The 25,105-nt window shown below is 73.7% G+C and carries 24 protein-coding genes; 12 read left to right on the top strand and 12 right to left on the bottom strand.

Features of this window, described 5'->3' with window-relative positions; genetic code table 11:
* The first annotated feature begins 148 nt into the window (after nucleotides 1-148).
* Nucleotides 149-1,480 (top strand): crotonyl-CoA carboxylase/reductase, encoded by a 1,332-nt coding sequence (gene ccrA / locus ABZ881_RS02930; RefSeq protein ID WP_358481336.1) that lies wholly within the window; start codon nucleotides 149-151, stop codon nucleotides 1,478-1,480.
* A 61-nt stretch (nucleotides 1,481-1,541) separates the two neighbouring features.
* A complete protein-coding gene (locus ABZ881_RS02925; RefSeq protein WP_358481334.1) occupies nucleotides 1,542-2,678 on the top strand; it encodes a hypothetical protein in 1,137 nt (378 codons plus the stop codon).
* 172 nt (nucleotides 2,679-2,850) lie between these two features.
* Here ABZ881_RS02925 and ABZ881_RS02920 read toward each other — a convergent pair whose 3' ends face one another.
* The 5 genes from ABZ881_RS02920 to nucS form a co-directional block, all read right to left on the bottom strand.
* Complete coding sequence (locus tag ABZ881_RS02920; protein ID WP_344024504.1) at nucleotides 2,851-3,087, bottom strand: hypothetical protein; 237 nt, start codon at nucleotides 3,085-3,087, stop codon at nucleotides 2,851-2,853.
* Nucleotides 3,088-3,171: 84 nt separating this feature from the next.
* Nucleotides 3,172-4,956 carry a 3-hydroxybutyryl-CoA dehydrogenase gene (locus ABZ881_RS02915; RefSeq protein WP_358481332.1) on the bottom strand — a complete coding sequence of 595 codons (1,785 nt, stop codon included), beginning with the start codon at nucleotides 4,954-4,956 and terminating at the stop codon, nucleotides 3,172-3,174.
* A 135-nt stretch (nucleotides 4,957-5,091) separates the two neighbouring features.
* Nucleotides 5,092-6,624 carry an aldehyde dehydrogenase family protein gene (locus tag ABZ881_RS02910; protein WP_358481330.1) on the bottom strand — a complete coding sequence of 511 codons (1,533 nt, stop codon included), beginning with the start codon at nucleotides 6,622-6,624 and terminating at the stop codon, nucleotides 5,092-5,094.
* A gap of 57 nt (nucleotides 6,625-6,681) precedes the next feature.
* Entirely contained in the window at nucleotides 6,682-6,900 is a 219-nt protein-coding gene (locus ABZ881_RS02905; protein ID WP_358481328.1) for a hypothetical protein, read from the bottom strand.
* 35 nt (nucleotides 6,901-6,935) lie between these two features.
* On the bottom strand, nucleotides 6,936-7,595 hold the full coding sequence (nucS, locus tag ABZ881_RS02900; RefSeq protein WP_344024496.1) for an endonuclease NucS: 660 nt from the start codon (nucleotides 7,593-7,595) through the stop codon (nucleotides 6,936-6,938).
* Nucleotides 7,596-7,640: 45 nt separating this feature from the next.
* Between nucS and ABZ881_RS02895 the strand changes: the two genes are divergently transcribed.
* Nucleotides 7,641-8,183 carry an NUDIX hydrolase gene (locus ABZ881_RS02895; protein ID WP_358481576.1) on the top strand — a complete coding sequence of 181 codons (543 nt, stop codon included), beginning with the start codon at nucleotides 7,641-7,643 and terminating at the stop codon, nucleotides 8,181-8,183.
* Here ABZ881_RS02895 and ABZ881_RS02890 read toward each other — a convergent pair.
* Entirely contained in the window at nucleotides 8,141-8,899 is a 759-nt protein-coding gene (locus tag ABZ881_RS02890) for an HAD-IA family hydrolase (protein WP_358481325.1), read from the bottom strand. The genes ABZ881_RS02895 and ABZ881_RS02890 overlap by 43 nt on opposite strands.
* A complete protein-coding gene (locus ABZ881_RS02885; protein ID WP_358481324.1) occupies nucleotides 8,896-9,840 on the bottom strand; it encodes a phosphoribulokinase in 945 nt (314 codons plus the stop codon). Before ABZ881_RS02885 ends, ABZ881_RS02890 begins: the two co-directional genes overlap by 4 nt.
* A 109-nt stretch (nucleotides 9,841-9,949) precedes the next feature.
* Between ABZ881_RS02885 and ABZ881_RS02880 the strand changes: the two genes are divergently transcribed.
* Genes ABZ881_RS02880 through ABZ881_RS02860 form a run of 5 tightly spaced genes read left to right on the top strand, consistent with a single transcriptional unit; the run spans nucleotide 9,950 to nucleotide 14,909 of the window.
* On the top strand, nucleotides 9,950-10,612 hold the full coding sequence (locus tag ABZ881_RS02880; RefSeq protein ID WP_344024490.1) for a response regulator transcription factor: 663 nt from the start codon (nucleotides 9,950-9,952) through the stop codon (nucleotides 10,610-10,612).
* Nucleotides 10,609-11,853 carry a GAF domain-containing sensor histidine kinase gene (locus tag ABZ881_RS02875; RefSeq protein WP_358481323.1) on the top strand — a complete coding sequence of 415 codons (1,245 nt, stop codon included), beginning with the start codon at nucleotides 10,609-10,611 and terminating at the stop codon, nucleotides 11,851-11,853. The genes ABZ881_RS02880 and ABZ881_RS02875 overlap by 4 nt, the downstream gene beginning before the upstream one ends.
* 24 nt (nucleotides 11,854-11,877) lie before the next feature.
* Nucleotides 11,878-13,308 (top strand): form I ribulose bisphosphate carboxylase large subunit, encoded by a 1,431-nt coding sequence (locus ABZ881_RS02870; protein ID WP_358481322.1) that lies wholly within the window; start codon nucleotides 11,878-11,880, stop codon nucleotides 13,306-13,308.
* 13 nt (nucleotides 13,309-13,321) lie between these two features.
* Nucleotides 13,322-13,768, top strand: coding sequence for a ribulose bisphosphate carboxylase small subunit (locus ABZ881_RS02865; protein WP_358481320.1), 447 nt, complete (start codon nucleotides 13,322-13,324; stop codon nucleotides 13,766-13,768).
* On the top strand, nucleotides 13,755-14,909 hold the full coding sequence (locus ABZ881_RS02860) for an AAA family ATPase (RefSeq protein WP_358481318.1): 1,155 nt from the start codon (nucleotides 13,755-13,757) through the stop codon (nucleotides 14,907-14,909). The genes ABZ881_RS02865 and ABZ881_RS02860 overlap by 14 nt, the downstream gene beginning before the upstream one ends.
* Before the next feature lie 69 nt (nucleotides 14,910-14,978).
* Here the strand turns inward: ABZ881_RS02860 and ABZ881_RS02855 are convergent, their stop codons facing one another.
* A complete protein-coding gene (locus ABZ881_RS02855; protein WP_358481316.1) occupies nucleotides 14,979-15,893 on the bottom strand; it encodes a hypothetical protein in 915 nt (304 codons plus the stop codon).
* Nucleotides 15,894-15,982: 89 nt separating this feature from the next.
* On the opposite strand from ABZ881_RS02855, the gene ABZ881_RS02850 reads away from it, so the two are divergent.
* Nucleotides 15,983-16,867: a LysR substrate-binding domain-containing protein gene (locus ABZ881_RS02850; RefSeq protein WP_358481315.1), complete on the top strand. Its 885-nt coding sequence runs from the start codon at nucleotides 15,983-15,985 to the stop codon at nucleotides 16,865-16,867.
* 63 nt (nucleotides 16,868-16,930) lie between these two features.
* Here the strand turns inward: ABZ881_RS02850 and ABZ881_RS02845 are convergent, their stop codons facing one another.
* From ABZ881_RS02845 to ABZ881_RS02835, 3 genes are all read right to left on the bottom strand, one after another.
* Nucleotides 16,931-17,941 carry a class I fructose-bisphosphate aldolase gene (locus ABZ881_RS02845; protein ID WP_358481313.1) on the bottom strand — a complete coding sequence of 337 codons (1,011 nt, stop codon included), beginning with the start codon at nucleotides 17,939-17,941 and terminating at the stop codon, nucleotides 16,931-16,933.
* Between the two features lie 117 nt (nucleotides 17,942-18,058).
* Entirely contained in the window at nucleotides 18,059-19,303 is a 1,245-nt protein-coding gene (locus ABZ881_RS02840) for a cytochrome P450 (protein WP_358481311.1), read from the bottom strand.
* Between the two features lie 38 nt (nucleotides 19,304-19,341).
* On the bottom strand, nucleotides 19,342-20,064 hold the full coding sequence (locus ABZ881_RS02835) for a helix-turn-helix domain-containing protein (protein ID WP_358481309.1): 723 nt from the start codon (nucleotides 20,062-20,064) through the stop codon (nucleotides 19,342-19,344).
* Nucleotides 20,065-20,183: 119 nt separating this feature from the next.
* Here ABZ881_RS02835 and ABZ881_RS02830 point away from each other — a divergent pair, with 119 nt between their 5' ends.
* Genes ABZ881_RS02830 through ABZ881_RS02820 form a run of 3 tightly spaced genes read left to right on the top strand, consistent with a single transcriptional unit; the run spans nucleotide 20,184 to nucleotide 22,889 of the window.
* Nucleotides 20,184-20,957, top strand: a complete 774-nt coding sequence (locus ABZ881_RS02830) for an enoyl-CoA hydratase-related protein (RefSeq protein ID WP_344024470.1) — start codon at nucleotides 20,184-20,186, stop codon at nucleotides 20,955-20,957.
* 57 nt (nucleotides 20,958-21,014) lie between these two features.
* Nucleotides 21,015-21,908, top strand: a complete 894-nt coding sequence (locus tag ABZ881_RS02825; RefSeq protein ID WP_358481307.1) for a transporter substrate-binding domain-containing protein — start codon at nucleotides 21,015-21,017, stop codon at nucleotides 21,906-21,908.
* A 36-nt stretch (nucleotides 21,909-21,944) separates the two neighbouring features.
* Entirely contained in the window at nucleotides 21,945-22,889 is a 945-nt protein-coding gene (locus ABZ881_RS02820; RefSeq protein ID WP_358481305.1) for a hypothetical protein, read from the top strand.
* 13 nt (nucleotides 22,890-22,902) lie between these two features.
* On the opposite strand, the gene ABZ881_RS02815 is transcribed toward ABZ881_RS02820, so the two are convergent.
* Nucleotides 22,903-24,927 (bottom strand): protein meaA, encoded by a 2,025-nt coding sequence (locus tag ABZ881_RS02815; protein ID WP_358481303.1) that lies wholly within the window; start codon nucleotides 24,925-24,927, stop codon nucleotides 22,903-22,905.
* Nucleotides 24,928-25,105 lie beyond the last annotated feature (178 nt).

Genomic DNA, 25,105 nt, shown 5'->3' with positions numbered 1-25,105 from the left:
GGTGGTCTGGGTCACGAACTCGCGCCGGGGCTCACACCGGGCGTCGCACAACGGTTAACATACTACGCGGTAACTTGCGGTATCCCAAGCAAGTACGGGTGAATGCACCTGATCACTCCCCTAGCAACGTCGCCATCGGAGGCCAGCAGTGAAGGACATCCGCGACGCCATCCTCGCCGGGCAGTTCGCCGACGTCGGCGGCCTGGAGGTGCCCGAGAGCTACCAGGGCGTCACCGTCCGGGCCGAGGACGCCGACATGTTCGAGGGGCTGACCACCAAGGACAAGGACCCCCGCAAGAGCCTGCGGCTCGAGGAGGTCCCGGTCCCGGAGCTCGGCCCCGGTGAGGCGCTGGTGGCCGTCATGGCCAGCGCCATCAACTACAACACCGTGTGGACGTCGATCTTCGAGCCGGTCTCGACGTTCAGCTTCCTCAAGCGCTACGGCAAGCTCTCGCCGCTCACCAAGCGGCACGACCTGCCGTACCACGTGGTCGGCTCCGACCTGGCCGGCGTCGTCGTGCAGACCGGGCCCGGGGTCAACGCCTGGAAGGCCGGCGACCAGGTGGTCGCGCACTGCCTGTCGGTCGAGCTGGAGAGCCCGGACGGGCACTCCGACACGATGATGGACCCGGAGCAGCGGATCTGGGGCTTCGAGACGAACTTCGGCGGGCTCGCCGAGCTGGCCCTGGTGAAGTCCAACCAGCTGATGCCCAAGCCCGCACACCTGACCTGGGAGGAGGCCGCGTCCCCCGGGCTGGTGAACTCCACCGCCTACCGGCAGCTGGTGTCCCGCAACGGCGCCGACATGAAGCAGGGCGACGTGGTGCTGATCTGGGGCGCCTCCGGCGGCCTCGGCTCCTACGCCACCCAGTTCGCGCTGAACGGCGGCGCGACGCCGGTCTGTGTCGTCTCCTCCGAGGAGAAGGCGCGGATCTGCCGGGACATGGGCGCCGAGCTGGTCATCGACCGCAACGCCGAGGGCTACAAGTTCTGGAAGGACCCGCAGACCCAGGACCCGCGCGAGTGGAAGCGGTTCGGCGCGAAGATCCGTGAGCTCACCGGCGGCGAGGACCCGGACATCGTGTTCGAGCACCCCGGCCGGGAGACCTTCGGCGCCAGCGTCTACGTGACCCGCAAGGGCGGCCAGATCGTCACCTGCGCGTCGACGTCGGGGTACATGCACGAGTTCGACAACCGCTACCTGTGGATGAACCTCAAGCGGATCGTCGGCTCGCACTTCGCGAACTACCGCGAGGCGTACGAGGCGAACCGGCTGGTGGCCAAGGGCATGATCCACCCGACGCTGTCCCGGGTGTACCCGCTGGCCGAGACCGGCCAGGCCGCCTACGACGTGCACCGCAACACCCACCAGGGCAAGGTCGGCGTGCTCGCGCTGGCGCCCGAGGAGGGGCTGGGCGTGACGGACCCGGAGACCCGGGAGAAGCACATCGAGGGCATCAACCGCTTCCGCGGGGTGTGAGTGTGTCTCGGCTGTGCCTTTCGGCACAGCCGAGGCCTCGGCCCGACGGTACGGTGAGTCCATGGCCGGTGACCACGATGTACCCGTACCACGAACCGGTTTCTCGGTCGCGCGCCGCGGTTACGACCAGGCGCAGGTCGACAGCCACCTGCGGCGGCTCGACGCCGAGGTGCGGATGCTCGCCGCCGACCGGGACGCCGCGGTCGCCCAGAACACCCGGCTGAGCCGCGAGCTCGACGACGCCCGCACCCGGGCCGAGGCGCTGCAGCAGCAGGTCAGCCGGCTGGCCGGGCCGCCGCAGAGCGTGCAGGGCATGAGCGAGCGGCTGCGTTCGATGCTGCGTCTCGCCGAGGACGAGGTCGCCGAGATGCACGCCCGCGCCGAGCGGGAGGTCGCCGAGCAGCGCCGGCAGGCCGACGAGCACGCCCGGGTGGTGGTGGCCGACGCGCGTGCGCACGCCGAGCAGATCGTCGCCGACGCCGAGGCGCGCCGGGCCGAGCTGGACCGGTGGTCCGACGAGCGTGAGCGGGCCGTCACCGAGGAGCAGGCGCGCGTCGAGCGGGAGCTGGCGGACCTGCGGGAGCGCACCCGGGCCGAGCTGGAGCAGGCCCGCAGCAGTACCGAGGCCGAGCTGGCCGAGCTGCGGTCGCGCACCGAGCAGGACCTGGCCGAGCAGGAGCGCACGGTCACCGAGCGGATCACCCGCGCGGACACGGAGGCCCGGGAGAACCGGGAGCAGGTGGAGCACGACTTCCGGATCGCGATGGACCAGCGCCGCAGCGAGGCGCTGACCACGCTGTTCGCCGAGCGGGACGCACTGACCGAGGAGATCGGCCGACGCAACCGCGAGGCCGACGAGCAGATCCGCCGGTCGCTGGACGAGGCCCGGGCCGAGGGCGAGCAGATCCGGGCCGAGGCGCAGCGGGACGCCGAGGAGATCACCGCGCGGGCCCGCCGGCGGGTCGGGCAGCTCACCGAGCTTCGGGAGCGGGTCGCCGACCAGCTGCGGGCCGCCCGCGGGCTGATCGACGGCGCGGCCGGGGACCTGGACGCGGGGCCGGGGCTCGACCCGGCGGACGCCGCAGGCGCCTCGCCGGAGCAGTCCGGGACGCCGGGCGACGACCCGGCCGGAGCCCCGTCCCCGGCACCGCGCACACAGCCGAACGGCCGGACCAAGCACGCCGCCCGGGTGCGCTGAGCCCTCCGCCGCGGCGGCAGCGCCGCCGCTCGTGTTCGCACGGGTTCGGCTCGTTCGCACGGGATCGGATCCCGTGCGAATGCGACGAACCCGTGCGGACGGGGGCGGGCGGCGGCAGCCCGGTCCGCAACCACCGCCGGGTGCGGTGCCGCCGGGCCCGGTGCCGCCGGGCTCAGTGCCGCCGGAAGCCCGGCCGTCGCCGGTCCCGGGCGTTCCAGCAGGGCAGATGCCAGTGCCTGCGGTCCTCGACCCCGCCGGTGCCGTCGGCCGGCCAGGCCACGACGTGCGGCGTCCCGGAGGGGAGCAGCTGGTCGCAGCCCGGGCAGCGGTAGGTCTTCACGTCGTTGCCGCCGGGCACCCGGCGGACGTTCCACTCGCCGTCCCGGGCGCTCTCCCGGGAGGTGACCATGCCGCTGCCCAGCGGCGGCGCGACGGGGCGGCCCCGCCCCCGTTCCGAGGGGCGGGGCCGCCGCGCACGCCGGCCCGCCATGCCTCAGCGCTGCGTGTAGTCCCGGAACCCGTGCCCGGTCTTGCGACCCAGCCGGCCCGCGGTGACCAGGTGCTCCAGCAGCGGCGCCGGCGCGAACCCGGACTGCCGGAACTCCGAGTACAGCGAGCGCTCGATCGCCAGCGACACGTCCAGGCCGACCACGTCGAGCAGCTCGAACGGGCCCATCGGGAGGGCACAGCCGGTCTTCATCGCGGCGTCGATGTCGTCGGCGGTGGCGTAGTGCGCCTCCAGCATCTTCACCGCGTCGTTCAGGTACGGGAACAGCAGTGCGTTGACGATGAACCCGGCCCGGTCGCCGCAGCTGACCGGCACCTTCTTCAGCTTCTGGGTGACCGCGAGCACGGTGGCGGCGACCTCGCGGGAGGTCCCGATCGTCGAGACGACCTCGACCAGCTTCATCACCGGCGCCGGGTTGAAGAAGTGCATCCCGATCACGTCACCGGGCCGGCGGGTGGCCGCGGCGCACTCCACGACCGGCAGCGACGACGTCGTCGTCGCCAGGATCGCGCCCGGCTTGCAGATGTCGTCGAGCGCACCGAACATCGCTCGCTTGACGTCGAGCTCCTCGGCGACGGCCTCGACGACCAGATCGACGTCGGCCATGTCCTCCAGCGAGGTGGTGCCGGTGATCCGACCGACGATCGCGTCCCGCTCGGACTCCTCCAGCTTCCCGCGGGCGACCGCCTTGTCCAGCGACTTGCGCACGTGCGCGAGCGAGCCGTCGACCTTGGACTCGCTGCGGCCGCGCACGACGACGTCGTACCCGGCCTTGGCGAAGACCTCGACGATGCCCGACGCCATCGTGCCGGTCCCGACCACACCGACCCGGCTGACGTCGCGCAGGGTCACGTCCTCGGGCACCGTCGACGACGGGGTCTCGTCGTCGGGCACCACGGTCGAGCTGTGCGGCGCCTCGTAGGTGTAGAAGCCGCGCCCGGTCTTCCGGCCGAGCAGCCCGGCGGTGATCATCTGCTTGAACACCGGGTTCGGCGCGTGCAGCAGGTTGCGCGACTCCCGGTACATCGTCTCGAGGATCTCGTAGGCGGTGTCGAGCCCGATCAGGTCGAGCAGCGCCAGCGGACCCATCGGGTAGCCGCAGCCGTAGCGCATGCCGGCGTCGAGGTCCTCGCGGCTGGCGTAGCGCTCGGCGTACATCTTCGCCGCGTGGTTGAGGTAGCCGAACAGCAGCGCGTTCGCGATGAACCCGGCGCGGTCGCCGATGACGACCGGGACCTTGCCCAGCGAGTCGGCGAACGCCTTGACGTCGTCGATCACCTCCGGCTCGGTGACGACCGTGCGCACCACCTCGACCAGCTTCTGCACCGGCGCCGGGTTGAAGAAGTGCATCCCGACGACCTTGCCGGGGCGCTTGGTCCGCACCGCCAGCTCGGTCACCGACAGCGACGAGGTGTTGGAGCAGAGGATGGTGTCCTCGGCGACGACGCCGTCCACCGTCGCGAAGATCTCGGCCTTCGCCTCCAGGTTCTCCGGGATGGCCTCGACGACCAGCTGGGCCGGGGCGAGATCGGCCATCGACGTGGTGACCGTGATCCGCCCGAGCAGCTCGTCGGCCTGCTCCTGGGTCAGCTTGCCGCGCTGCACCGCCCGTCCGGTGGACGCCGCCAGGTGGGTCTTGCCCCGCTCCCCGGCGTCGGCGTCGACCTCGACGGCGATCACCTCGAGGCCGTTGCGGGCGAAGACCTCGACGATCCCCGCGCCCATGGTGCCGAGGCCGACCACTCCGACCGTCCGGATCTCGCGTGCCACGCTGCAACCTCCCAGTTGGACGTCTCTGTCGTCGCGCGCGATCCTGCCATCCGGGTCGCTACCGGTGGGTATGGTGCGACCAGGGCCACCCGCCCGCGCTGACCGGACGGGCAGTACCGCCGGGCGCGGCGGCCGTCACCGACCGTGCCGGGCCTTCACCACCCCGACCAGCGCCTGCATGGTCTTCGCGGTCCGCCGGAACGAGGTCACCGCGACCGGCAGCGCGAACCGCTGCCGGGCCACCGACTGCGCCCGGGTGAACTCGCGCAGGCCGTCGGCGCCGTGGATCCGGCCGAACCCGGACTCCCCCACCCCGCCGAAGGGCAGCGACGGGATGCCGGCGAACGAGATGACGCCGTTGATCGAGACCATCCCGCAGCGCAGCCGGGCGGCGATCTCGTCGCCGCGCTTCGCGGAGAACACGGTGGCGCCGAGGCCGTAGCCGGTGGCGTTGGCGCGGCGGACCGCCTCGTCGACGTCCGGCACCCGGTTCACCACGACCAGCGGCCCGAACGTCTCCTCGGTGACGGCGACCGAGTCCTCCGGGACGTCGGCGATCACCACCGGGGAGATGGTGCCGTCGTCGTGCACGGACTCCGCACCGCCGACGATCGCCCGGCCGCCCGCCGACAACGCCTCGGTGACGTGCCTGCGCACGATCTCGGTCTGCGACGGCATCGTCATCGGGCCCAGGTCGCCCTCGTTGGCCGCGGTGCCGACCCGCAGCTTCGACGCGGCCGCGCGGACCTTCTCCAGGAAGCGCCCGGCGACGGTCTCCACGACGTAGACCCGTTCCACGCCGACGCAGGTCTGCCCGGCGTTGGACATCCCGCCCCAGACGGCGGCGTCCGCGGCGGCGTCCAGGTCGGCGTCGGCGTCCACGATCAGCGGGTCCTTGCCGCCGCACTCCATCAGCACCGGGACCAGGTTCTCGGCGCAGGCGGCCATCACCCGGCGGCCGGTCGCGGCCGAGCCGGTGAACGCGATCTTGCCGACGCCCGGCGCCCGGCACAGCTCGGCGCCGGTCGCCCCGAACCCGGTGACGACGCTGAGCAGCGGGTAGCGGCCGACCTCGGGCACCGCCTCGGCGAGGGTGCGCGCCAGCTCGTGCGCGACGCCCGGGGCGAGCTCGGACGGCTTGAACACCACCGTGTTGCCCGCGGCGAGCGCGTAGGCGATCGACCCCATCGGCGTGAAGATCGGGTAGTTCCACGGCCCGATGACGCCAACCACGCCGAGCGGCCGGTACGCCACCGATGCGGCCTGGTTCGCCATCAGCAGGCCCGGCGACACCGACTTCCGCCCGAGCACCTTCGCCGCGTTCGCCGACGCCCAGTCCAGGTGGTCGATCGTCAGGACGACCTCGAGCCGGGCGTCGTCGAACGGCTTGCCGGTCTCGTCGGCCACCACCCGGGCGACCCGGTCGAGCTGGCGGACCAGCACCTTCTTCCAGGCGGCCAGCCGGGTGCGGCGGCCGGCGAAGCCGAGGCCGTCCCACCAGGCGGCGGCCTCGCCCGCGGCGCGGACGGCGGCGCGCACGTGCTCGGCGTCGTGCACCGGGTAGCGGGCGAGCTCGGCGCCGGTGCGCGGGGACAGCGACGCGAAGTCGGTACTACCGGCGGGATCGGTGGCGGCGGTCACGGCGGAGTCAGCGGCGGTGGCACTCACGTGATCAGCGTAAACGCCCGCGGAAGGTCCGGCCGGGCCCGTACTGGCCCCGGAAGGTCAGCCTCGGCGACGCCGCCGACCCAGCTCCACCCGAACCCGGTGCACGGTGCCCGCGGCGCCGACGTGAACGGTCCGGGTCCCGTGCGGGACGGTCAACCGCCGCTCGCGGCTCAGCTCCAGCTCCCACGACCGCAGGATCCGGCTGTCCGGCCCCAGCGCGGTGATCACGATCAGCGACGCCGCCGCGCTGCACGGCGACGCGGCCCGCGATCTCATCGGCTCCATCCGCTGAACCCGGCGGACGCGACCGCTCAGAACAGCCGCATCTCCTTCGACGTCATCCCGCGCAGCTCGTCGTAGTCGACGGTCGCGCAGCGGATCCCGCGGTCGGTCGCCAGGGTCCGCGCCTGCGGCTTGATCTGCTGGGCCGCGAACACCCCCTGCACCGGGGCGAGCAGCGGGTCCCGGTTCATCAGCTCCAGGTACCGGGTCAGCTGCTCGACGCCGTCGATCTCGCCGCGCCGCTTGATCTCCACCGCGACGTGCCGGCCGTCGGCGTCGCGGCACAGCAGGTCGACCGGCCCGACGGCGGTCATGTACTCGCGGCGGACCAGCGTCCAGCCCTCGCCGAGGGTCTCCGGGTGCGCCGCCAGCAGCTCCTGCAGGTGCGCCTCCACACCGTCCTTGACCAGGCCGGGATCGACGCCGAGCTCGTGCGTCGAGTCGTGCAGCACCTCGTCGATGGTGATCACCAGCGACTCGTCGGCCTTGTTCCGCACCGTCCACACGCCGGGCTCCTCGGTGAGCCAGCAGGGCGGGGACATCCAGTTCAGCGGCTTGTAGGCGCGGTCGTCGGCGTGGATGCTCACCGAGCCGTCCTGCTTCACGAGCAACAACCGCGGGGCCATCGGCAGGTGGGCGGTCAGCCGTCCTGCGTAGTCCACCTGGCAGCGGGCGATGACGAGGCGCACCCGGCTCACTGTAAGCCGACCGTGATCGGCGAAGCTGGGCGGGTGATCGAGCAGATCTCGACCCGCCGGGTGTACGCGAACAGCTGGATGACCGTCCGCGAGGACGGCATCCGGCGCGCCGACGGCACCGAGGGGATCTACGGCGTCGTCGACAAGCCCACCTACGCCCTGGTGATCCCCCGCGACGACGACGGCCGGCTGCACCTGGTCGAGCAGTTCCGCTACCCGGTCGGCGAGCGCCGCTGGGAGTTCCCGGCGGGCACCGCGCCGGACCGGGCCGAGGCCGATCCGGCCGAGCTGGCCGTCCGCGAGCTGCTCGAGGAGACCGGCCTCGCCGCGACGGCGATGACCTTCCTCGGGATGCTCGACGTCGCGCCCGGCATGTCCAGCCAGCGCGGCCACGTCTATCTCGCCACCGGTCTCACCGCGGGCCCGCCGCAGCGCGAGCACCAGGAGCAGGACATGCGCTCCGCCTGGTTCGATCCCGAGACGTTCGAGGAGCTCACCCTGCGCGGCGGGATCACCGACGCGCAGACCCTCGCCGCCTACGCGCTGCTGCGCCTGCACGACTCCCGCCGGACCCGCTGACCGTCCGCGAGCAGGCCGCCGAGCAGCTCGGCGTCCAGCGCCGGATCCCCGTCGAACGACTCGCGGACCAGCGCCGCACCGCCGACGTCGTGCCCGGCGGTGGGCCCGGACCGCACCACCACCGTCACCAGGCCCGCCCCGAGCGCGGCCCGCAGGCCGGCTGCCGAGTCCTCCACCGCCACCACGCACGACGCCGGCATCCCCAGCCTGCGCAGCGCCAGCCGGTAGCAGCGCGGATCCGGTTTCAGCGCGGTCACGTCGTCGCCGTAGACCGCCACGTCGATCTCCTGCGCGACGTCGCCGATCAGGTGCCCGACCAGCGGTTCCGCCCACTCCCGGCGACCGGTCGTCACCACACCGATCCGGACGCCGTGCCGGCGCAGGTCGGCGACCAGGGTCCGGACGCCCGGCCGGGCCGGGATCGACCCGGACCGGGCGTGCTCGGCGAACAGCGTCGTCTTGGTGCAGTGCACCCGTTGCGCGATCCGCTCGGCGGCGTCGGCGGCGTGGCCGCGGGCCCGCAGGTCGGCGGCGATCCGCTGCCTGCCACCGGTGACGGCGAGCAGCCGGGCGTAGTGGTCGGCGTCCCAGTGCACACCGACGCCGTGCTCGGCGAACGCCCGGTTGAACGCCGGGCGGTGCCCGTCCCGCTCGGTCTCGGCCAGCGTCCCGTCCACGTCGAACAGCACCGCCGACGGCACGTCCCCGGCGCTCACCGGTCCAGCTCCATCAGGTGGAACAGGATCAGCAGCTGGGCGATCGCCAGCGGCTCGCTGCGGTCGTCGCCGATCCGGCCCAGGCCCGCCGGGGCGTCCCGGCCGGGCGCGTCCAGCTCCGTCCAGATCGCCTTCTCCACCGCGACCGACTCCTCCCGGGGCACGTAGCCGTGCACATGCAGCGACTCCACCGGGCGTCCGTCCGGGTCGCGCTCCAGCTTGAGGTGCATCGCCCGGCTCAGCCCCGGCTGCAGCACCCCGGTCAGGTCCGGGTGCGGGATCGTCGGGCGCAGCATCACCGTCGCCGACAGCGGCGTGCCCGCCGGGTCGTTGCGGCTCTCGATCGGCGCGAACCGGACCACCAGGTCGGCGTGCCTGCGCTGCGGGCGGATGTGCTCGGCCGACTCGGGCTCGCGCCGTTCCAGCTCGGCGAGCACCTGCTCCGGGTCGTAGCCGCGCTTCGCACAGTCCCGCTGCACCTTCCAGCCCCGGCGGATCTCCTCCGGCGGGTCCAGGTACACGGTGACGTCGAAGCACGCCCTGGCCAGCTTCGAGTACAGGGGCAGCAGGCCTTCGACGATCACCACCGGCGCCGGTTCGACCAGTTCGGGCCGGACCAGCTCGCCGGTCGAGTGGTCGTAGACCGGTTTGAGCACCGGCTCGCCGGTCGCGAGCAGCTGCAGGTGCTGCTCCATGATCCCGATGTGGTTGCAGTCCGGGTGCAGCGCCGTGAACGGCAGCCCGCGGCGTTCGGTCCGGTCGTAGCGGTGGTAGTCGTCGGTGCACAGCGACACGCAGCGCTCCGGGCCGAGCGCCTCCACCAGCCCGCGGGTCAGCGTGGTCTTGCCCGCGGCGCTGTCCCCCGCGATCGCCAGCATGATCGGTCGGCGGCGCGCCTCGTCGGGCCCGGCCCGCCGGATCCGCAGTGACTTGTCCGGCACGGCGGTCCTCCTCTCCCCGTCGGGTGGCCGACGCTAGGGAGCGGACGGGGCCGAGGGCTCCCCCGGCTCGGGGGAGCCGCGGGGGGAGAACCCGCCCTATGGTGGGCGCATGACGGGCGCCACACCGCTGCGGCTGGTCGTGGTCGACGACCACGAGATGGTCGTCCAGGGCCTCAAGGCCATGCTGGGGCCGTTCCGCGGCCGGGTCCGGGTGGTCGGCACCGCGCACGACGCGGCGGCGGCGCTGGCGGCCGCGGTCTCGCTGGAGCCCGACATCGTGCTGTGCGACGTCCGGATGGCCGGCGAGTCCGGGCTGGACCTGTGCCGCAGGCTGCGCGAGCGGCTGCCCGACCAGAAGGTCGTGCTACTGAGCGTCTACGACGACGAGCAGTACCTGTTCCAGGCGCTGCGCGCCGGGGCCGCCGGGTACCTGCTGAAGCGGATCGGCGGCGAGGAGCTGGTCCGCCAGCTGGAGCTGGCCGCGACCGGGACGACCGTGGTGGACGCGACGATGGCCGGCCGGGCCGCGGCGTCGGCGGCCCGCCTGGAGCGCAACGAATTCTGGCCCGGCGCCCGGCTCGGGCTGACCCACCGGGAGAGCGAGGTGCTGGCGCTGCTGGTCGCCGGGCACTCGAACCGGTCGATCGCCGCCGAGCTGGTGATCGGCGAGGAGACGGTGAAGTCGCACGTGCGGGCGGTGCTGCGCAAGCTCGACGTCCCGGACCGGACGGCCGCGGTCGCCGCCGCGCTGCGGGAGGGGGTCTTCCGGTGAGCCCGCGCGGGCTGGGCCTCGGCGACCCGGAGCGGGAGAACGCCGTCCTGCTCGGCATCATCGAGGCCACCGCGAGCGGCCCCGGGGTGGAGCCGCTGGCGGCCGCGGTCACCCGGGTGATCACCGAGGCGACCGCGACCGACGTCTGCTTCGTGCACGTGCTCGACGACTCCGACCACGCGCTGACGCTGGCCGGTGCCACCCCGCCGTTCGACGCCCGGGTGGGGACCGTGCACCTGCCGCTCGGGCGCGGGGTGAGCGGCTGGGTCGCGGCGCACCGCACCCCCGCCGTGATCACCGACGACAAGGGCGCCGATCCCCGCTACCTGCCGATCCCGGAGCTGCGCGGCCAGGACTACACCTCGATGGTGTCGGTGCCGATGCTGTCCGAGCCCTACGGGCTGGCCGGCGTGCTCAACGTGCACACCGTCGACCGTCGCGAGTTCGGCGACCGCGACGTCCGGCTGCTGCTGGCGATCGGCAGGCTGCTCGCCGCGGCACTGCACCAGGCCCGGATGCACCGCAGGCTGCGGGCCCGGGAGCGGGCGCACGAACGGTTCGCCGAGCAGACCGTCGCCGCCCAGGAGACCGAGCGCCGCCGGCTCGCCCGGGACATCCACGACGGCATCTCGCAGCGGCTGGTCACCCTGTCGTTCCACCTGGACGCCGCCGGGACGCTGCTCTCCCGCGGCGAGACCGCCGACGCCCGGGCCGAGCTGGCCAGGGCCTCCGACCTGGTCGGGACGACGCTGGACGAGGCCCGTTCGGCGATCGGGGCGCTCCGCCCGCCGGTGCTCGACGATCTCGGCCTGGCCGGGGCGCTCGCCGCGCTGGCCCGCGACCTGCCGGTGCCGGAGGTGCGGCTCGAGCTCGACGAGCGACGGCTGCCCGACCACGTGGAGGTCGCGCTGTACCGGATCGCGCAGGAGGCCCTGCAGAACGTGCTCAAGCACGCCGGGGCGTCCCGCGTCGTGCTGCGGCTGGCGGTCGACGACGACGGCGTCCGGCTGGAGGTCGCCGACGACGGGACCGGCCTGGCCGGCGTCCGCGAGGGCTACGGGACGGCCTCGATGCGCGAGCGCGCCGAGCTGATCGGCGGGATCGCCCGGCTGCGGTCGCGCCCCGGTGCCGGTACGACCGTCGTCGTCACCGCCCCTCATGTCACCGCCCCTCATGTCACAGCACCCCACTCTGAGCCATATGGCGAAGAGTCCGACCAGAACACTCGATTGTCCGACTGACGGTCCGGCCGCACGCTGGAGCCCATGAGCGATCGATGGAGCGCAGGCGTCATCCCCTACGCCGAGATGGGGTACTGGCAGCCCGACTACCAGCCGAAGGACACCGACCTGCTGTGCGCCTTCCGGGTCACCCCGCAGGACGGGGTGCCGCCCGAGGAGGCCGGGGCCGCCGTCGCCGGCGAGTCCAGCACCGCGACCTGGACGGTCGTCTGGACCGACCGGCTGACGGCCTACGAGCACTACCAGGCCAAGTGCTACCGAGTGGAGCCGGTGCCGAACACGCCCGGCCAGTGGATCGCCTATATCGCCTACGACCTCGACCTGTTCGAGGAGGGCTCGATCGCGAACCTGACCAGCTCGATCATCGGCAACGTCTTCGGGTTCAAGCCGCTCGCCGCGCTGCGGCTGGAGGACATGCGGATCCCGCCGCACTACGTCAAGACCTTCGCCGGGCCGCCGCACGGGATCGTCACCGAGCGCGAGTACCTGAACAAGTTCGGCCGCCCGCTGCTGGGCGCGACCACCAAGCCCAAGCTCGGGCTGTCCGCGCGGAACTACGGCCGGGTCGTCTACGAGGCACTGCGCGGCGGGCTGGACTTCACCAAGGACGACGAGAACATCAACTCCCAGCCGTTCATGCGCTGGCGGGACCGCTACCTGTCCTGCATGGAGGCGGTGAACCGGGCGCAGGCCGAGACCGGCGAGGTGAAGGGCCACTACCTCAACGTCACCGCGGCCACGATGGAGGACATCTACGAGCGCGCCGAGTTCGCCCGCGAGCTGGGCAGCGTGATCGTGATGGTCGACCTGACCGTCGGCTACACCGCCATCCAGAGCCTGTCGACGTGGGCCCGGCGCAACGGCGTCATCCTGCACCTGCACCGGGCCGGGCACGGCACCTACACCCGGCAGAAGAACCACGGCGTCAGCTTCCGGGTGATCGCCAAGTGGATGCGCCTGGCCGGGGTCGACCACATCCACGCGGGCACCGTCGTCGGGAAACTGGAGGGCGACCCGAACGCGGTCGCCGGCTTCTACGACGTGCTGCGCGCCGGGCGCAGCGAGGCCGACCCGGTCAAGGGGCTCTACTTCGACCAGGACTGGGTGTCGATGCCGGCGACCATGCCGGTCGCGTCCGGCGGGATCCACGCCGGGCAGATGCACCAGCTGCTGCACCACCTCGGCGAGGACGTCGTGCTGCAGTTCGGCGGCGGGACGATCGGGCACCCGATGGGCATCGCCGCCGGCGCCGAGGCGAACCGGGTCGCGGTCGAAGCAATGATCAAGGCCCGGAACGAGGGCGCCGACTACCTGGCCCAGGGCCCGGAGATCCTGCGCGCCGCCGCGAAGCGCAACCGGCCGCTGGAGACGGCGCTGTCGACCTGGGGCGACATCACGTTCGACTACGCCTCCACCGACACCCCGGACGTCACGACCACCCCCACCCCGGCCTGAGACGGAGGCACCGATGCGCGTCACCCAGGGCACCTTCTCCTTCCTGCCCGATCTCACCGACGACGAGATCACTGCCCAGATCCGCTGGGCGCTCGACCACGACTGGCCGTGCGCCGTCGAGTTCACCGACGACCCGCACCCCCGCAACACCTACTGGGACATGTGGGGCATGCCGATGTTCGACCTGGCCGACCCGGCCGGGGTGCTGGCCGAGATCAACGCCTGCCGGCAGGCCCATCCGGAGCACTACGTCCGGGTCAACGCCTACGACGCCTCGCTGGGCCGGCAGACCGTGGCCCTGTCGTTCCTGGTGCAGCGGCCCTCGGCGGAGCCGGGATTCCGGCTGGACCGGACCGAGGGCGCGGACCGGCGGATCGGGTACACCGTGCACCCCTACGCCACCGAGCGTCCGGCGGGCTCGCGCTACGGGGCGTCCGGCAACGGCCGTGCGCCGCACTGAGAACGGCGGGCCGGGGCCAGCTGACGCCGGGCCCACCGCCGGCCCGGCGCGGACCTCTGGCGCCGCCGCCGCGGCGCCGACCCGGATCGCGTTCGGCTCGGCGGCCCCGCCCGGGTCCGCCGAGCGGGAGCGCCCGGCCGGGCCCACCACGTCGGCGCGCCCGGCCGGGGCCACCGCCTCGGCGCGCCCGGCCGACCGGTCGGCGCCGGACCATGCCGACCCCGCCGGGTCAGGGCCCGAGCCGGAGCCCGAGCTCGGCCCCGGGGACACCGTCGACCTGGACGAGGTCCGCCGCGAGGCCGGCGTCGACCGGGAGCTCGACGCGCTGGACCGCGAGCTCGTCGGGCTGGCGCCGGTGAAGCAGCGGCTGCGCGAGCTGGCCGCGTTGCTCGTCGTCGACCGGGTGCGCGCCCGCTTCGGGCTGACCACCCTGACCCCGACCCTGCACATGTGCTTCACCGGCAATCCCGGCACCGGCAAGACGACACTGGCCCGCCGGATGGCCGGCCTGCTGCACGGTCTGGGCTACCTGCGCACCGGGCACCTGGTGTCCGCCACCCGGGACGACCTCGTCGGCGAGTACGTCGGACACACCGCACCGAAGACCAAGGAGACCGTCCGGCGGGCGCTCGGCGGGGTGCTGTTCATCGACGAGGCCTACTACCTGCACCGCCCCGGCAACGAACGGGACTACGGCGGGGAGGCCATCGAGATCCTGCTGCAGGCGATGGAGGACCACCGTGGCGACCTGGCCGTGATCCTGGCCGGCTACGCCGACCGGATGGGCACCTTCTTCACCGCCAACCCGGGGATGCAGTCCCGGGTCGCCCATCACGTCGACTTCCCGGACTTCTCGGTCGACGAGCTGGCCGAGATCGGCCGCCGGATGACCGACGAACTCGGCCTCGCGCTCTCCGACGACGCCCTGACCGCCCTCCACGACTACCTGGAGCTGCGCTCGGAGCAACCCTTCTTCGCCGGTGCGCGCAGCGTCCGCAACGCCCTCGACCGGGCCCGGATGCGCCAGGCGCTGCGCCTGGCGAACGCCACCAGCGCGATCGTCACCCGCGACGACCTCCGCACCCTGACCGCCGCCGATCTGCGCGCCAGCCGCGTCTTCGACGGCGGCCACGCTCGCTGACGCCGCCGCACAGGTTCCGCGACGACCGCACTGGTTCCGTCTGGTGCGGTCGTCGCGGAACCTGTGCGGTCAGGGCACCAGCGCGGCGCGCAGGCGGGCGGCGGGGCCGCGGAAGTCGGCCAGGTCCTGCCAGGTCCAGCGGTGCACGGCGAATCCGGCGGAGCGGATCCGGTCCTCGCGCAGCTTCTCGGAGTAGAGCGCGTCGGTGTCCGGTCTTCCGCGACGGCCGTACTTGACCCGCCCGTCGAACTCCCCGATGACGCGCTGCCGCGGCCACGCGAAGTCGGCGAAATAACGGTGGCCGGCGACGGCGATCGGGAACTGCAGCTCAGGCTCCGGGAGCCCGGCCACCGCGAGCGCGACCCGTGCCCGCGACTCCCCCACGCTTCCGGAGCGCCCGTCCGCGAACGCCGCCACCCGGCGAACCGCTCCGGCACCGCGGCGCCCCGCCGCGGCCGCGACCGCCATGTCGAGCTCATGCCGCAGCAGCGGCGGCGGCACTCCCCGCTCCCGTCGTGCCAGCGCGGAATCGGCGAGCGCGACCGCGATCTCGAAGCCGGCCGTCCGGGCGATGTCGACGACCGTCCGGGCGCACGTGGTCACCGCCAGCCCTCCGACGACGGTGCGGTCGGAGGCACCCAGCGGGGACGGGTGCAGGTGCAGGTCCCGGGTCCGGCGACCGCCGTACGAGCGGTCCCTGGTGACGTGCACCCGGTCCAGCGGCAGGTTCCACACCGCGAGCCCGTGCAGCACCGCCGCAGACACGTGGCTGGCCACTGCGGCCTCACCGAGCTGGGCCAGCACGGCACGTGTCGTGGCGTGGTGCCGCTCGACCGCATCGGCGGGGAGCGCTCCGTCGAGATAGGCGCCGCGGCGGAGTTGCCGCAACACGCCGCTTCGCCTCGCCCGGCGCAGCTCGTCGTCGCTCCATCCCGCCGCGCGCAACTCACGTCGCAGCCGGATGATCCGCCCCGCTTCGTCCACACCGTCCAGCGAACACCTCCGTCACCGCGGCCACGGCCGGCCGATCGCGATCGCACACCTGCCGACGGCGACCGCCGTACGCTCAGCGGGTGACGACCACTGCCCGGATGCGCGCGTTCGTCGCGCTGGCGGAGCACGGCTCGGTCCGCGGCGCCGCGGCGAGCCTGTTCGTCACCGAGTCGACGGTGTCGGCGGCGGTCCGGGCGCTGGCCGAGGACGTCGGCGTCCCGCTGGTCGAGCGGGACGGTCGCGGGGTCCGGCTTACCGCCGCCGGGCGCCGCTACGCCGGCTACGCACGCCGGGTACTCGGCCTCCTCGAGGAGGGCGCCGCCGCGGCCCGCGGCGAGGCCGATCCGGAGCACGGCCGGGTCCGGCTGGCCGCCGTCACGACCGCGGGCGAGCACCTGCTGCCCGGGCTGCTCGCCGGGTTCCGCGCCCGGTACCCGGGGGTGGCGCTGGAGGTGGACGTGGCGCCCAGCGACCGGATCTGGCCGATGCTCGCCCATCACGAGGTGGACGTGGTCGTCGCCGGGCGGCCGCCGTCGACGGCACGGGACCCGGGCGCGTCCGGCCCGCCCGCGGTGCGCGCGGTCCGGGACAACGTGCTGGTCGTCGTCGGCGCGCCGGGCGCCGGGCCGGATCCGGCGACGACGACCTGGCTGCTCCGCGAGGCCGGCTCCGGGATCCGGACGACGCTGTCCGCGCTGCTCGACGCGCTCGGCGTGGACCCGCCGCGGCTGGTCCTCGGCTCGCACGGGGCGACCGTCGCCGCCGCCCGGGCCGGACTCGGCGTGACCCTGGTGTCCCGGGAGGCGGTGCGCAGGCTGCTCGCCGACGGGGAGCTGGTCGAGCTCGACGTGCCGGGGACCCCGTTGGACCGGCCGTGGCACGTCGTCACCCATCCGGACGCGACGGCGAGCACCGGGCTGCTGCTCGCGCACGTGCTCGGGACCGCACCGTGGCGGGCGCCGTGACCGGTGCGTTCCGCGGAACGCACCGGCCGTTCGCCGGCGGCGCGGCGGGCCGCTGATCCCGGCTCAGGCAGGCACCGGCGCGGGGGCGGTGTTGCGGCGCACCTCGGCGAGCAGCGCCTCCTGAGCGGCGGGCACCGCGTCCGGGTCGCCACGCCAGGCGTGCAGCGCCGGGCTCACCAGCGCCCTCCCGAACGAGAAGGTCACCGGCCACGGTGCCGGCAGCTCGCGGATCGCGGCGAGGTTCGCCGCGGCCGTGGCCGGGGCCCAGCCTCCCGACAGGAACGCGACCCCGGCGAGATCGTCCGGGACGGTCGCCCGGAGCACGTCCAGGGTGGCCCGGCCGACCGAGGCCGGGTCCGCCACCACGGCGTCGGCGCCCGCGGTGACCATGTTCGGCTTGAGGACGGTCGCAGCGGGATCGATCCCCGCGTCGGCGAGCGCGGCGGTGACCGTCGCCAGCACCCGCGCGGTGACGGTCGCGGTGCGGTCCAGCGGATGGTCGCCGGCCGCCAGCACCTCCGGCTCGACGATCGGCACCAGCCCGGCCTGCAGGCAGTCGGCGGCGTAGCGGGCCAGCGCGTGCGCGTTCGCCCGGATCGCCCAGTTCGACGGCAGGTCACCGGTGATCCGGAAGACCGCGCGCCACTTGGCGAACCGGGCCCCGAGCGCGGCGAACTCCGCGGCCCGCTCCGGCAGGCCGTCCAGCCCGGTGGTGACCGTCTCGCCCGGCGCCCCGGCCAGGGGCGCGGTGCCGGTGTCGACCTTGATCCCGGGCAGCATGCCGAGCCCGGCGATCCCCTCGGGGAAGGTGCGGCCGTCGGCGAACCGCTGGCGCAGGGTCTCCTCGCAGAGGATCACCCCGTTCACCCCGTCGGCCAGCCGGTCCGCGGTGACCAGCAACTCCCGGTAGGTGCGGCGCCGCTGCGCGGACGCCGGCACCCCGGCGTCGTCGAGCCGTTTCGACATCGTCGCGACGCTCTCGTCGGCGGCCAGGATCCCGCGTCCGCCCGCGACCAGCCGGCGCGCGGTGGCCCGCAGGCCGCCCGCCTGCGGCGCTCCCGCTCGGTCCGTCATCCGTGCACCTCCCGTGAGTGGTGTCCGGCGGGTACCGCCGGGCACGGCCCGACGCTAGGTCCGCGGCGGCGCACCGCCCTCCCCCGCCGGGTGGACCCGGCGGGGGGAAACCGGGCCTCAGGACACCAGCACGGGCAGCTGCGCGACCCGGCTCATCCCGGGCTGCGGCACCCAGGTGATCTCCTGCGCGGGGACCGCGAGCCGCAGGCGCGGGAAGCGGTCGAACATCATCCGCAGCCCGGCGTCACCCTCCTGCCGGGCGAGCGCGGCGCCCAGGCAGTAGTGCGCGCCCTGACCGAACCCGAGGTGGCCCTCGCCGCGCCCGGTGTCCCGCCGGAGATCGATCTCGTCCGGCCGGTCGAATGCCCGCGGATCGTGGTTCGCCGGCAGCAGACCGGCGATCACCGGGGTTCCGGCCGGGATCGGCACACCGCCCAGCTCGACGTCGGTGACCGGATACCGGAACTGGGTGAACTGCACCGGCCCGCGTGCCCGCATCAGCTCGTTCACCGCGGCCGGCCACCGGTCGGGCTCCGCCCGCAGCAGCGCGAGCTGGTCGGGCCGGGTCAGCAGGGCCAGCGCCCCGTTCGACAGCAGGTGTGCGGTGGTCTCGTGCCCGGCCATCACGATCGCGAAGACCATCGTGACCATCTCCTGGTCGGAGAGCCGGTCGCCGTCGTCCTCCTGGGCCGCGATCAGCGCGCTGACCAGGTCGTCGGCCGGTTCCGCGCGGCGCGCCGCGATCAGCTCGTGCACGTGGTCGACGGCGGCGCGCAGCACGCCGGGAATCCGCTCCGGATCCATCGACGTCAGCACCCGGCCCCACCGGTGCCACTGCGCGCGATCCGCCTCGGGGACCCCGACCAGCTCACAGATCACCGTGATCGGCAGCGGATAGCCGAACGCCTCGACCAGATCGACCGGGGTGCCGTCCGCACCGGCCGCGGCGATGTCGTCGAGCAGGCCGGCGACGATCTCCTCGACCCGGGGCCGCAGCGCCTGCACCCGTCGCACGGTGAAGGCGCGGGAGACCAGCTTGCGCAGCCGGGTGTGGTCGTCGCCGTCGGCGGTGAGGATCGTGCGGACCAGGTAGCCGACCAGGTCGTCGGGCACACCGGCCCGGCGCAGCAGCGCGTCCCGGGCGTTCACCCCGGCACCGGCGAGCTCGGGATCGGTGACGAACCGCGGATCGGTGAGCACCGTCCGGACCTCGTCGTAGCGGGTCACCAGCATCATCGGCGGGCCGCCCATCAGGGAGACGGTCGCCGCGGCCGCCTGCTCGCGCAGCCGGGCGTATCCGGCGTACGGGTCGTCGGTGAAGTCGGGTGCCAGCAGGTCCGGCGCTCCGGTCGGTGCGGTCATGTCGTGCTCCCCTCGGTGGTGGTCCGGCGGGCCCGGGATCACCGGGTCCGGCGGCGCCATTCGGTATCGATGTGCTCGATCAGCGGCCGGTAGAGCGCGGCCGCCTCGGTCGCGACGGACGCCGCGGCGGCCGCCTCCTGCTCGGGATCGAGGCCGGGTGTGACGAGCAGGCGGCGGACCGCGTACTCGAGCAGCTCGCCGCGCCCGCCCTCGCCGACCAGCGCCGTGACCTGCGGCAGGTTGTCGGTGAGGAAGTAGCCGTAGATCACCGATCCCCAGTTGTGCATCTGCTGCTCGGCGGGCAGGTCGGTGGCGACCAGCCCGGCGCCGCGGAGGAGCCGGAAGTACCGCCGGACGACGTCCTCGCGCATGGCCGCGAGCTCGCCGAGCGCCCCCGCCGCCTCGTGCGCGAGCCGGCCGAGCACCTCGGCGTCGCCCAGGTAGATCGTCCGGGCCACGGCGTCGCCGCGCATCCGCTCGTAGAGCAGCCGGGACATCCGCCACGGCAGCGCGTTCGCCGGCTCGGCGGCCATCCGGTCGGCGAGATCGGCGAACAGCCGCCGCTGCGCCCGCAGCAGCACGGTCAGGAACAGCGCCTCCTTGGTGCGGACGTGCAGGTAGACGGTGCCCTTCCCGACCCCGGCCCGGCGGGCGACGTCCTCGACGGTCACCCGCCGGTAGCCCCAGCGCACGAGCAGCTCGGCGGCCGCGTCGAGCACCCGCTCCATCCGCTCGGCGTCTCCAGGGACCTGCTCCGCCACCGACACGGCACCTCCACTGCTGGACTGTGGTGACTGCTTGACTTCATGACCAGAATCGTCAATCTGGTCAAAGTGCACGATAGCTTCGCCGCACCGCCCTGTCGAGATACCGTCGGGCCATGGCCGACTACGAGCACCTGCTGGTCAAGCAGGACGGCGACACGGTCCGGATCACGATGAACCGGCCGCAGCGGCGGAACTCGCTGACCGCCGGGCACCTCCGGGAACTGCTGGACGCGTTCGAGAGCGCCGGGCGCAGCGACGCGACCGGGATCGTGCTCGCCGGCGAGGGCAAGGCGTTCTCCTCCGGGCACGACTTCGGCGACGTCGCGGACCGGGACCTGGCCGGGGTGCGCGACCTGCTCCGGCTGTGCACGACGGTGATGCGCACCGTGCAGGAGGTGCCGCAGGTCGTCGTCGCACGGGTGCACGCGACGGCGTGGGCGGCCGGCTGCCAGCTCGTCGCGTCCTGCGACCTCGCGGTCGCCGCCGAGTCGGCGACGTTCGCGCTGCCGGGCGGCAAGGGTGGCTGGTTCTGCCACACCCCGGCGGTCCCGGTCGCCCGCAACATCGGCCGCAAGCGGCTGATGGAGCTGGCCCTGACCGGGGACCCGATCGACGCCGCGACCGCCGCCGGATGGGGCCTCATCAACTACGCGGTGCCCGACGACGAGCTGGACGCCAGGGTCGACGAGCTGCTCGCCAGGGCCACCCGCGGCAGCCGGCTGTCCAAGGCCGTCGGCAAGCAGACCCTCTACGCCCAGCTCGACCGTCCGGAGGCGGACGCCTACCGGATCGCGTCCGAGGTCATGGCCTCGATGTCGCAGTCCGGCGGGGCCCGCGAGGGGATGGCGTCGTTCCTGGAGAAGCGCCCGCCGGAGTGGTCGGACTAGCGGCGCGCCGCGGCCGGGCGGCCCCGGCCGCACCGATCACCTAGGCTCGTCCGGACCATGAACGACCCCATCCGTCTGAGCCGGCGCCGCCTGCTGGGCACCGCGGCGGTGCTCGGCGGGGCCGCGATCGGGCTGACCGGCTGCGGCCGCGAGTCGGCCGACGCGCTGACCCGGTTGCGGGCCGGCGGCGACGTCGTGGTCGGGCTCTCCGGCGAGCGCCCGTTCGGCTTCACCGACGGCGTCGGACGGCCGACCGGGCAGAGCCCGGAGGTGGCCCGGGCGGTCGTCGCCGGTCTGGGCGGCGGCGGGCTGGTCGCGGTGCAGGTCCCGTTCGAGCGGCTGGTCGAGGGCCTGCTGGACGAGCGGTTCGACGTGATCGCGGTCGGCCTCACCGTCACCCCGCTGCGCTGCCAGCAGGTCGCGTTCTCCCGGCCCGACTACATCGCCCGGACCGCGCTGCTGGTCCCGACCGGCAACCCGCTGGGCGTCGCGACGCTCGGCGGTGTCCGGCGGTCCGGCGCCACGCTCGGGGTGCTGCGCGGTTCCGCCGAGTTCGAGTACGCGCTCGCCGCCGACATCGGGAGCGAGCGGATCGTCCCGTTCGACTCGCAGGGCGCCCTGGTCCGCGGCGTCGCCGCCGGGGAGGCCCAGGTCGGCGCGCTCACCCGGATCTCGCTGCTCGACGAGGTGCGCCGCAACGCCGGCATCGGGCTGCAGGTCACGCCCGGCTTCGCGCCCGAGGTGAACGGCCGCCCGGTCGTCGGTGCCGGGGCGTTCGCGTTCCGGCCCGCCGACTCCGCGTTCCGCGCCGAGTTCGACCGCGGGCTGACCGCGCTGCAGGAGTCCGGCCGCTGGCTGGAGCTGGCGCGTCCGTTCGGGTTCACCGAGGAGAACCTCCCACCGCCGGATCTCACCGTCGACGACCTCTGCGCGCGCACACCCGAGTCGTGACCCCCCGGACGCCGCCGGGATGCGAGGATCCCGCACATGGCGCTGCGCATCGCCGGGATCCCGGTCCCCGGCCCGTCCGACCTGCTCTCCGGGGCGGCGGCCGTCGTCGACCGGACCGGTGAGCTAGCCGGCACGGTGGTCGCGCTCCCGGCCCGTGCCGGTGAGCTGATCGACGACATCGGGTCGCTGGTCGGCCGGATCGGCACCATCGCGGGCCGGGCGGAGGCGCTGCTGGACCGGGTGGACGGCGTCGTCGACCGGGCCGAGGGGCTGCTCGTCCGGGTCGACGCGGTGGCCGGCGAGGCGACCGGCGTGGTCGAGCGGATCCGGCCGGTGGCCGAGCGCGCGGAGCAGCTCGTCGAGCGCGTCTCCGGCGTCGCGGTGGACGCGGAGTCGCTGGTCTCCCGGGTCACCGGCGTCGCCGACGACGCAGGCGAGCTCGTCACCCGCGTCACCACCGTCGCCGGGAACGCCGAGGGCCTGGTCGCCCGGGTGGACGCCGTCGCCGACGACGCAGGCGGCCTCATCCGCACCACCTCGACCGTCTGCGACCGGGCCGGCAACCTCATCTCGCAGGTCGAGCAGGTCACCACGGACGCGACCGGCGTGATCGGCTCGGCCCGCCAGGTCGCCGAGCGGGCGAACGGGGTCGTCGACGAGGCGCAGGTCGCCAGCAGCCAGGCCCGCGAGCTGATCGATCTCTACGCCCCGCTCGCTCAGCAGGCGGCACCGCTGGCCCGCAAGTTCGTCGACGAGCTGTCCGAGGACGAGATCCACGCCGCGATCAAGCTCGTCGACCATCTGCCGGTGTTCACCGAGCACATGGAGAACGACATCATGCCGATCCTCGCGACCCTGGACCGCGTCGGCCCGGACGTGCACGAGCTGCTGGACGTGCTGAAGGAGGTCCGGCAAGCGATCGTCGGGATCCCCGGCTTCCGGCTGCTCAGCCGCCGGGGCAGCGAGAAGACCGGGGACTGACCGGACCGCCCGCTCACCCCTGGTCGAGCCCCTGCGCCTGCCTGATCAGGGTCACGATTTCGTCCATCATCTCGGTCATCCGGTAGTTCTTCGGCGTGAAGACGGCGGCGATCCCGCCCTCGCGCAGCCGCTTCTCGTCGTCCGGCGGAATGATCCCGCCGACCACGACCGGGATGTCCCCGGCGCCGGCCTCGCGCAGCCCGCGCACCACCGACGGGACGACCTCCAGGTGTGACCCGGACAGCACGGACAGCCCGACCGCGTGCACGCCCTCCTGCACGGCGGCCGCCACGATCTGCGACGGGGTCAGCCGGATGCCCTGGTAGACGACTTCGAAGCCGACGTCGCGGGCGCGCACGGCGACCTGCTCGGCACCGTTGGAGTGCCCGTCCAGGCCGGGCTTGCCGACCAGCATCCGCAGCCGCTGGCCCAGCTCGTCGCCGGTCGTCCGGACCCGCTCGCGCACCTCGGCGATCTCGGTCGCGGCCTCGCCGGACGCGCTCGCCCCGGACACCCCGGTCGGCGCCCGGAACTCGCCGAACACCTCGCGCAGCGCCCCCGCCCACTCGCCGGTGGTCACGCCGGCCTTGGCGCAGTCGATCGAGACCTGCATCAGGTTCTGGTCGGTCTTGGCCGCATCCCGCAGCGCGCGCAGCGTCTCCTCGACGGCGGCCTGGTCACGATCGGCACGCCAGGCCCGGATCGCCTCGACCGCGGCCTGCTCGGTCGCCGGGTCGACGGTGAAGATCGCCCCCGCGCCCTCGGCCTGCAACGGGCTCGGCTCGGTCGTCTCGAACTTGTTTACGCCGACCACGACCTCCTCGCCGGACTCGAGCCGGCGCCGCCGCTCGGCCAGCGAACTCACCAGCTCGCCCTTCATGTAGCCGCTCTCGACGGCCTCGACCGCGCCGCCCATCTCCTGCACCCGGTCGATCTCCGCCCGGGCGCCCTCGACGAGCTCGGCGACCTTGGCCTCGACGACCCGCGAGCCGTCGAATATGTCCTCGTACTCGAGCAGGTCGGTCTCGTAGGCCAGCACCTGCTGCATCCGCAGCGCCCACTGCTGGTCCCACGGGCGGGGCAGGCCGAGCGCCTCGTTCCAGGCCGGCAGCTGGACGGCCCGGGCCCGGGCGTCCTTGGACAGCGTGACGGCGAGCATCTCCAGCACGATCCGCTGGACGTTGTTCTCCGGCTGCGCCTCGGTCAGGCCCAGCGAGTTGACCTGGACGCCGTAGCGCAGCCGGCGCTGCTTGGGGTTCTCGACGCCGTAGCGCTCCTTCGTGATCTCGTCCCAGAGCCGGCCGAGGGCGCGCAGCTTGCACATCTCCTCGACGAACCGGATGCCGGCGTTGACGAAGAACGAGATGCGGCCGACGACGTCGCCGAACTTCTCCGGCGGCACCTGGCCCGAGTCGCGCACCGAGTCGAGCACCGCGATCGCGGTGGACAGCGCGTAGGCCAGCTCCTGCTGCGGCGTCGCGCCGGCCTCCTGCAGGTGGTAGCTGCAGATGTTGATCGGGTTCCACTTGGGGATCTCGGTGACCGACCAGGCGACCATGTCGGTGATCAGGCGCAGGCTCGGCCCGGGCGGGAACACGTAGGTCCCGCGGGACAGGTACTCCTTGACGATGTCGTTCTGGGTGGTGCCGGCCAGCTTCCCGCGGACCTCGGAGTAGTCGAGGCCCTGCTCCTCGGCCTGCTCCTCGGCGACCGCGACGTAGAGCGCAAGCAACCACATCGCCGGGGCGTTGATCGTCATCGAGGTGTTCGCCTCGGCCACCGGAATGCCCTCGAACAGCGCGCGCATGTCACCGATGTGGCTGACCGGGACGCCGACCTTGCCGACCTCGCCCTTGGCGAGCTCGTCGTCCGGGTCGTATCCGGTCTGGGTGGGCAGGTCGAAGGCGACCGAGAGCCCGGTCTGCCCCTTCGCCAGGTTCCGCCGGTACAGCTCGTTGGTCTTCGCCGCCGACGAGTGCCCGGCGTACGTGCGGATCACCCACGGGCGGTCGCGCTCACGATCGGTCGGGTAGGGCACCGGACACCTCCGCGTCGTCATCGGCACAGTCGGCACAGCCTGCACGGATACTACTGGCGAGTAGCCGCTGGGCGTCGCCGAGTCGGCACTCGTCACACCCCTGTGCGCGGCAAACTACGCGATCCGCGCGGGAAACCGAGCGCTGGATCGGTTCACCCCGTCCGCTCGGCGAGGCGCC

The sequence above is a fragment of the Pseudonocardia sp. NPDC046786 genome (genome assembly GCF_040645415.1).
Classification (GTDB): Bacteria; Actinomycetota; Actinomycetes; order Mycobacteriales; family Pseudonocardiaceae; genus Pseudonocardia; species Pseudonocardia kongjuensis.
This window is presented reverse-complemented; position numbering and strand designations above follow the sequence as displayed.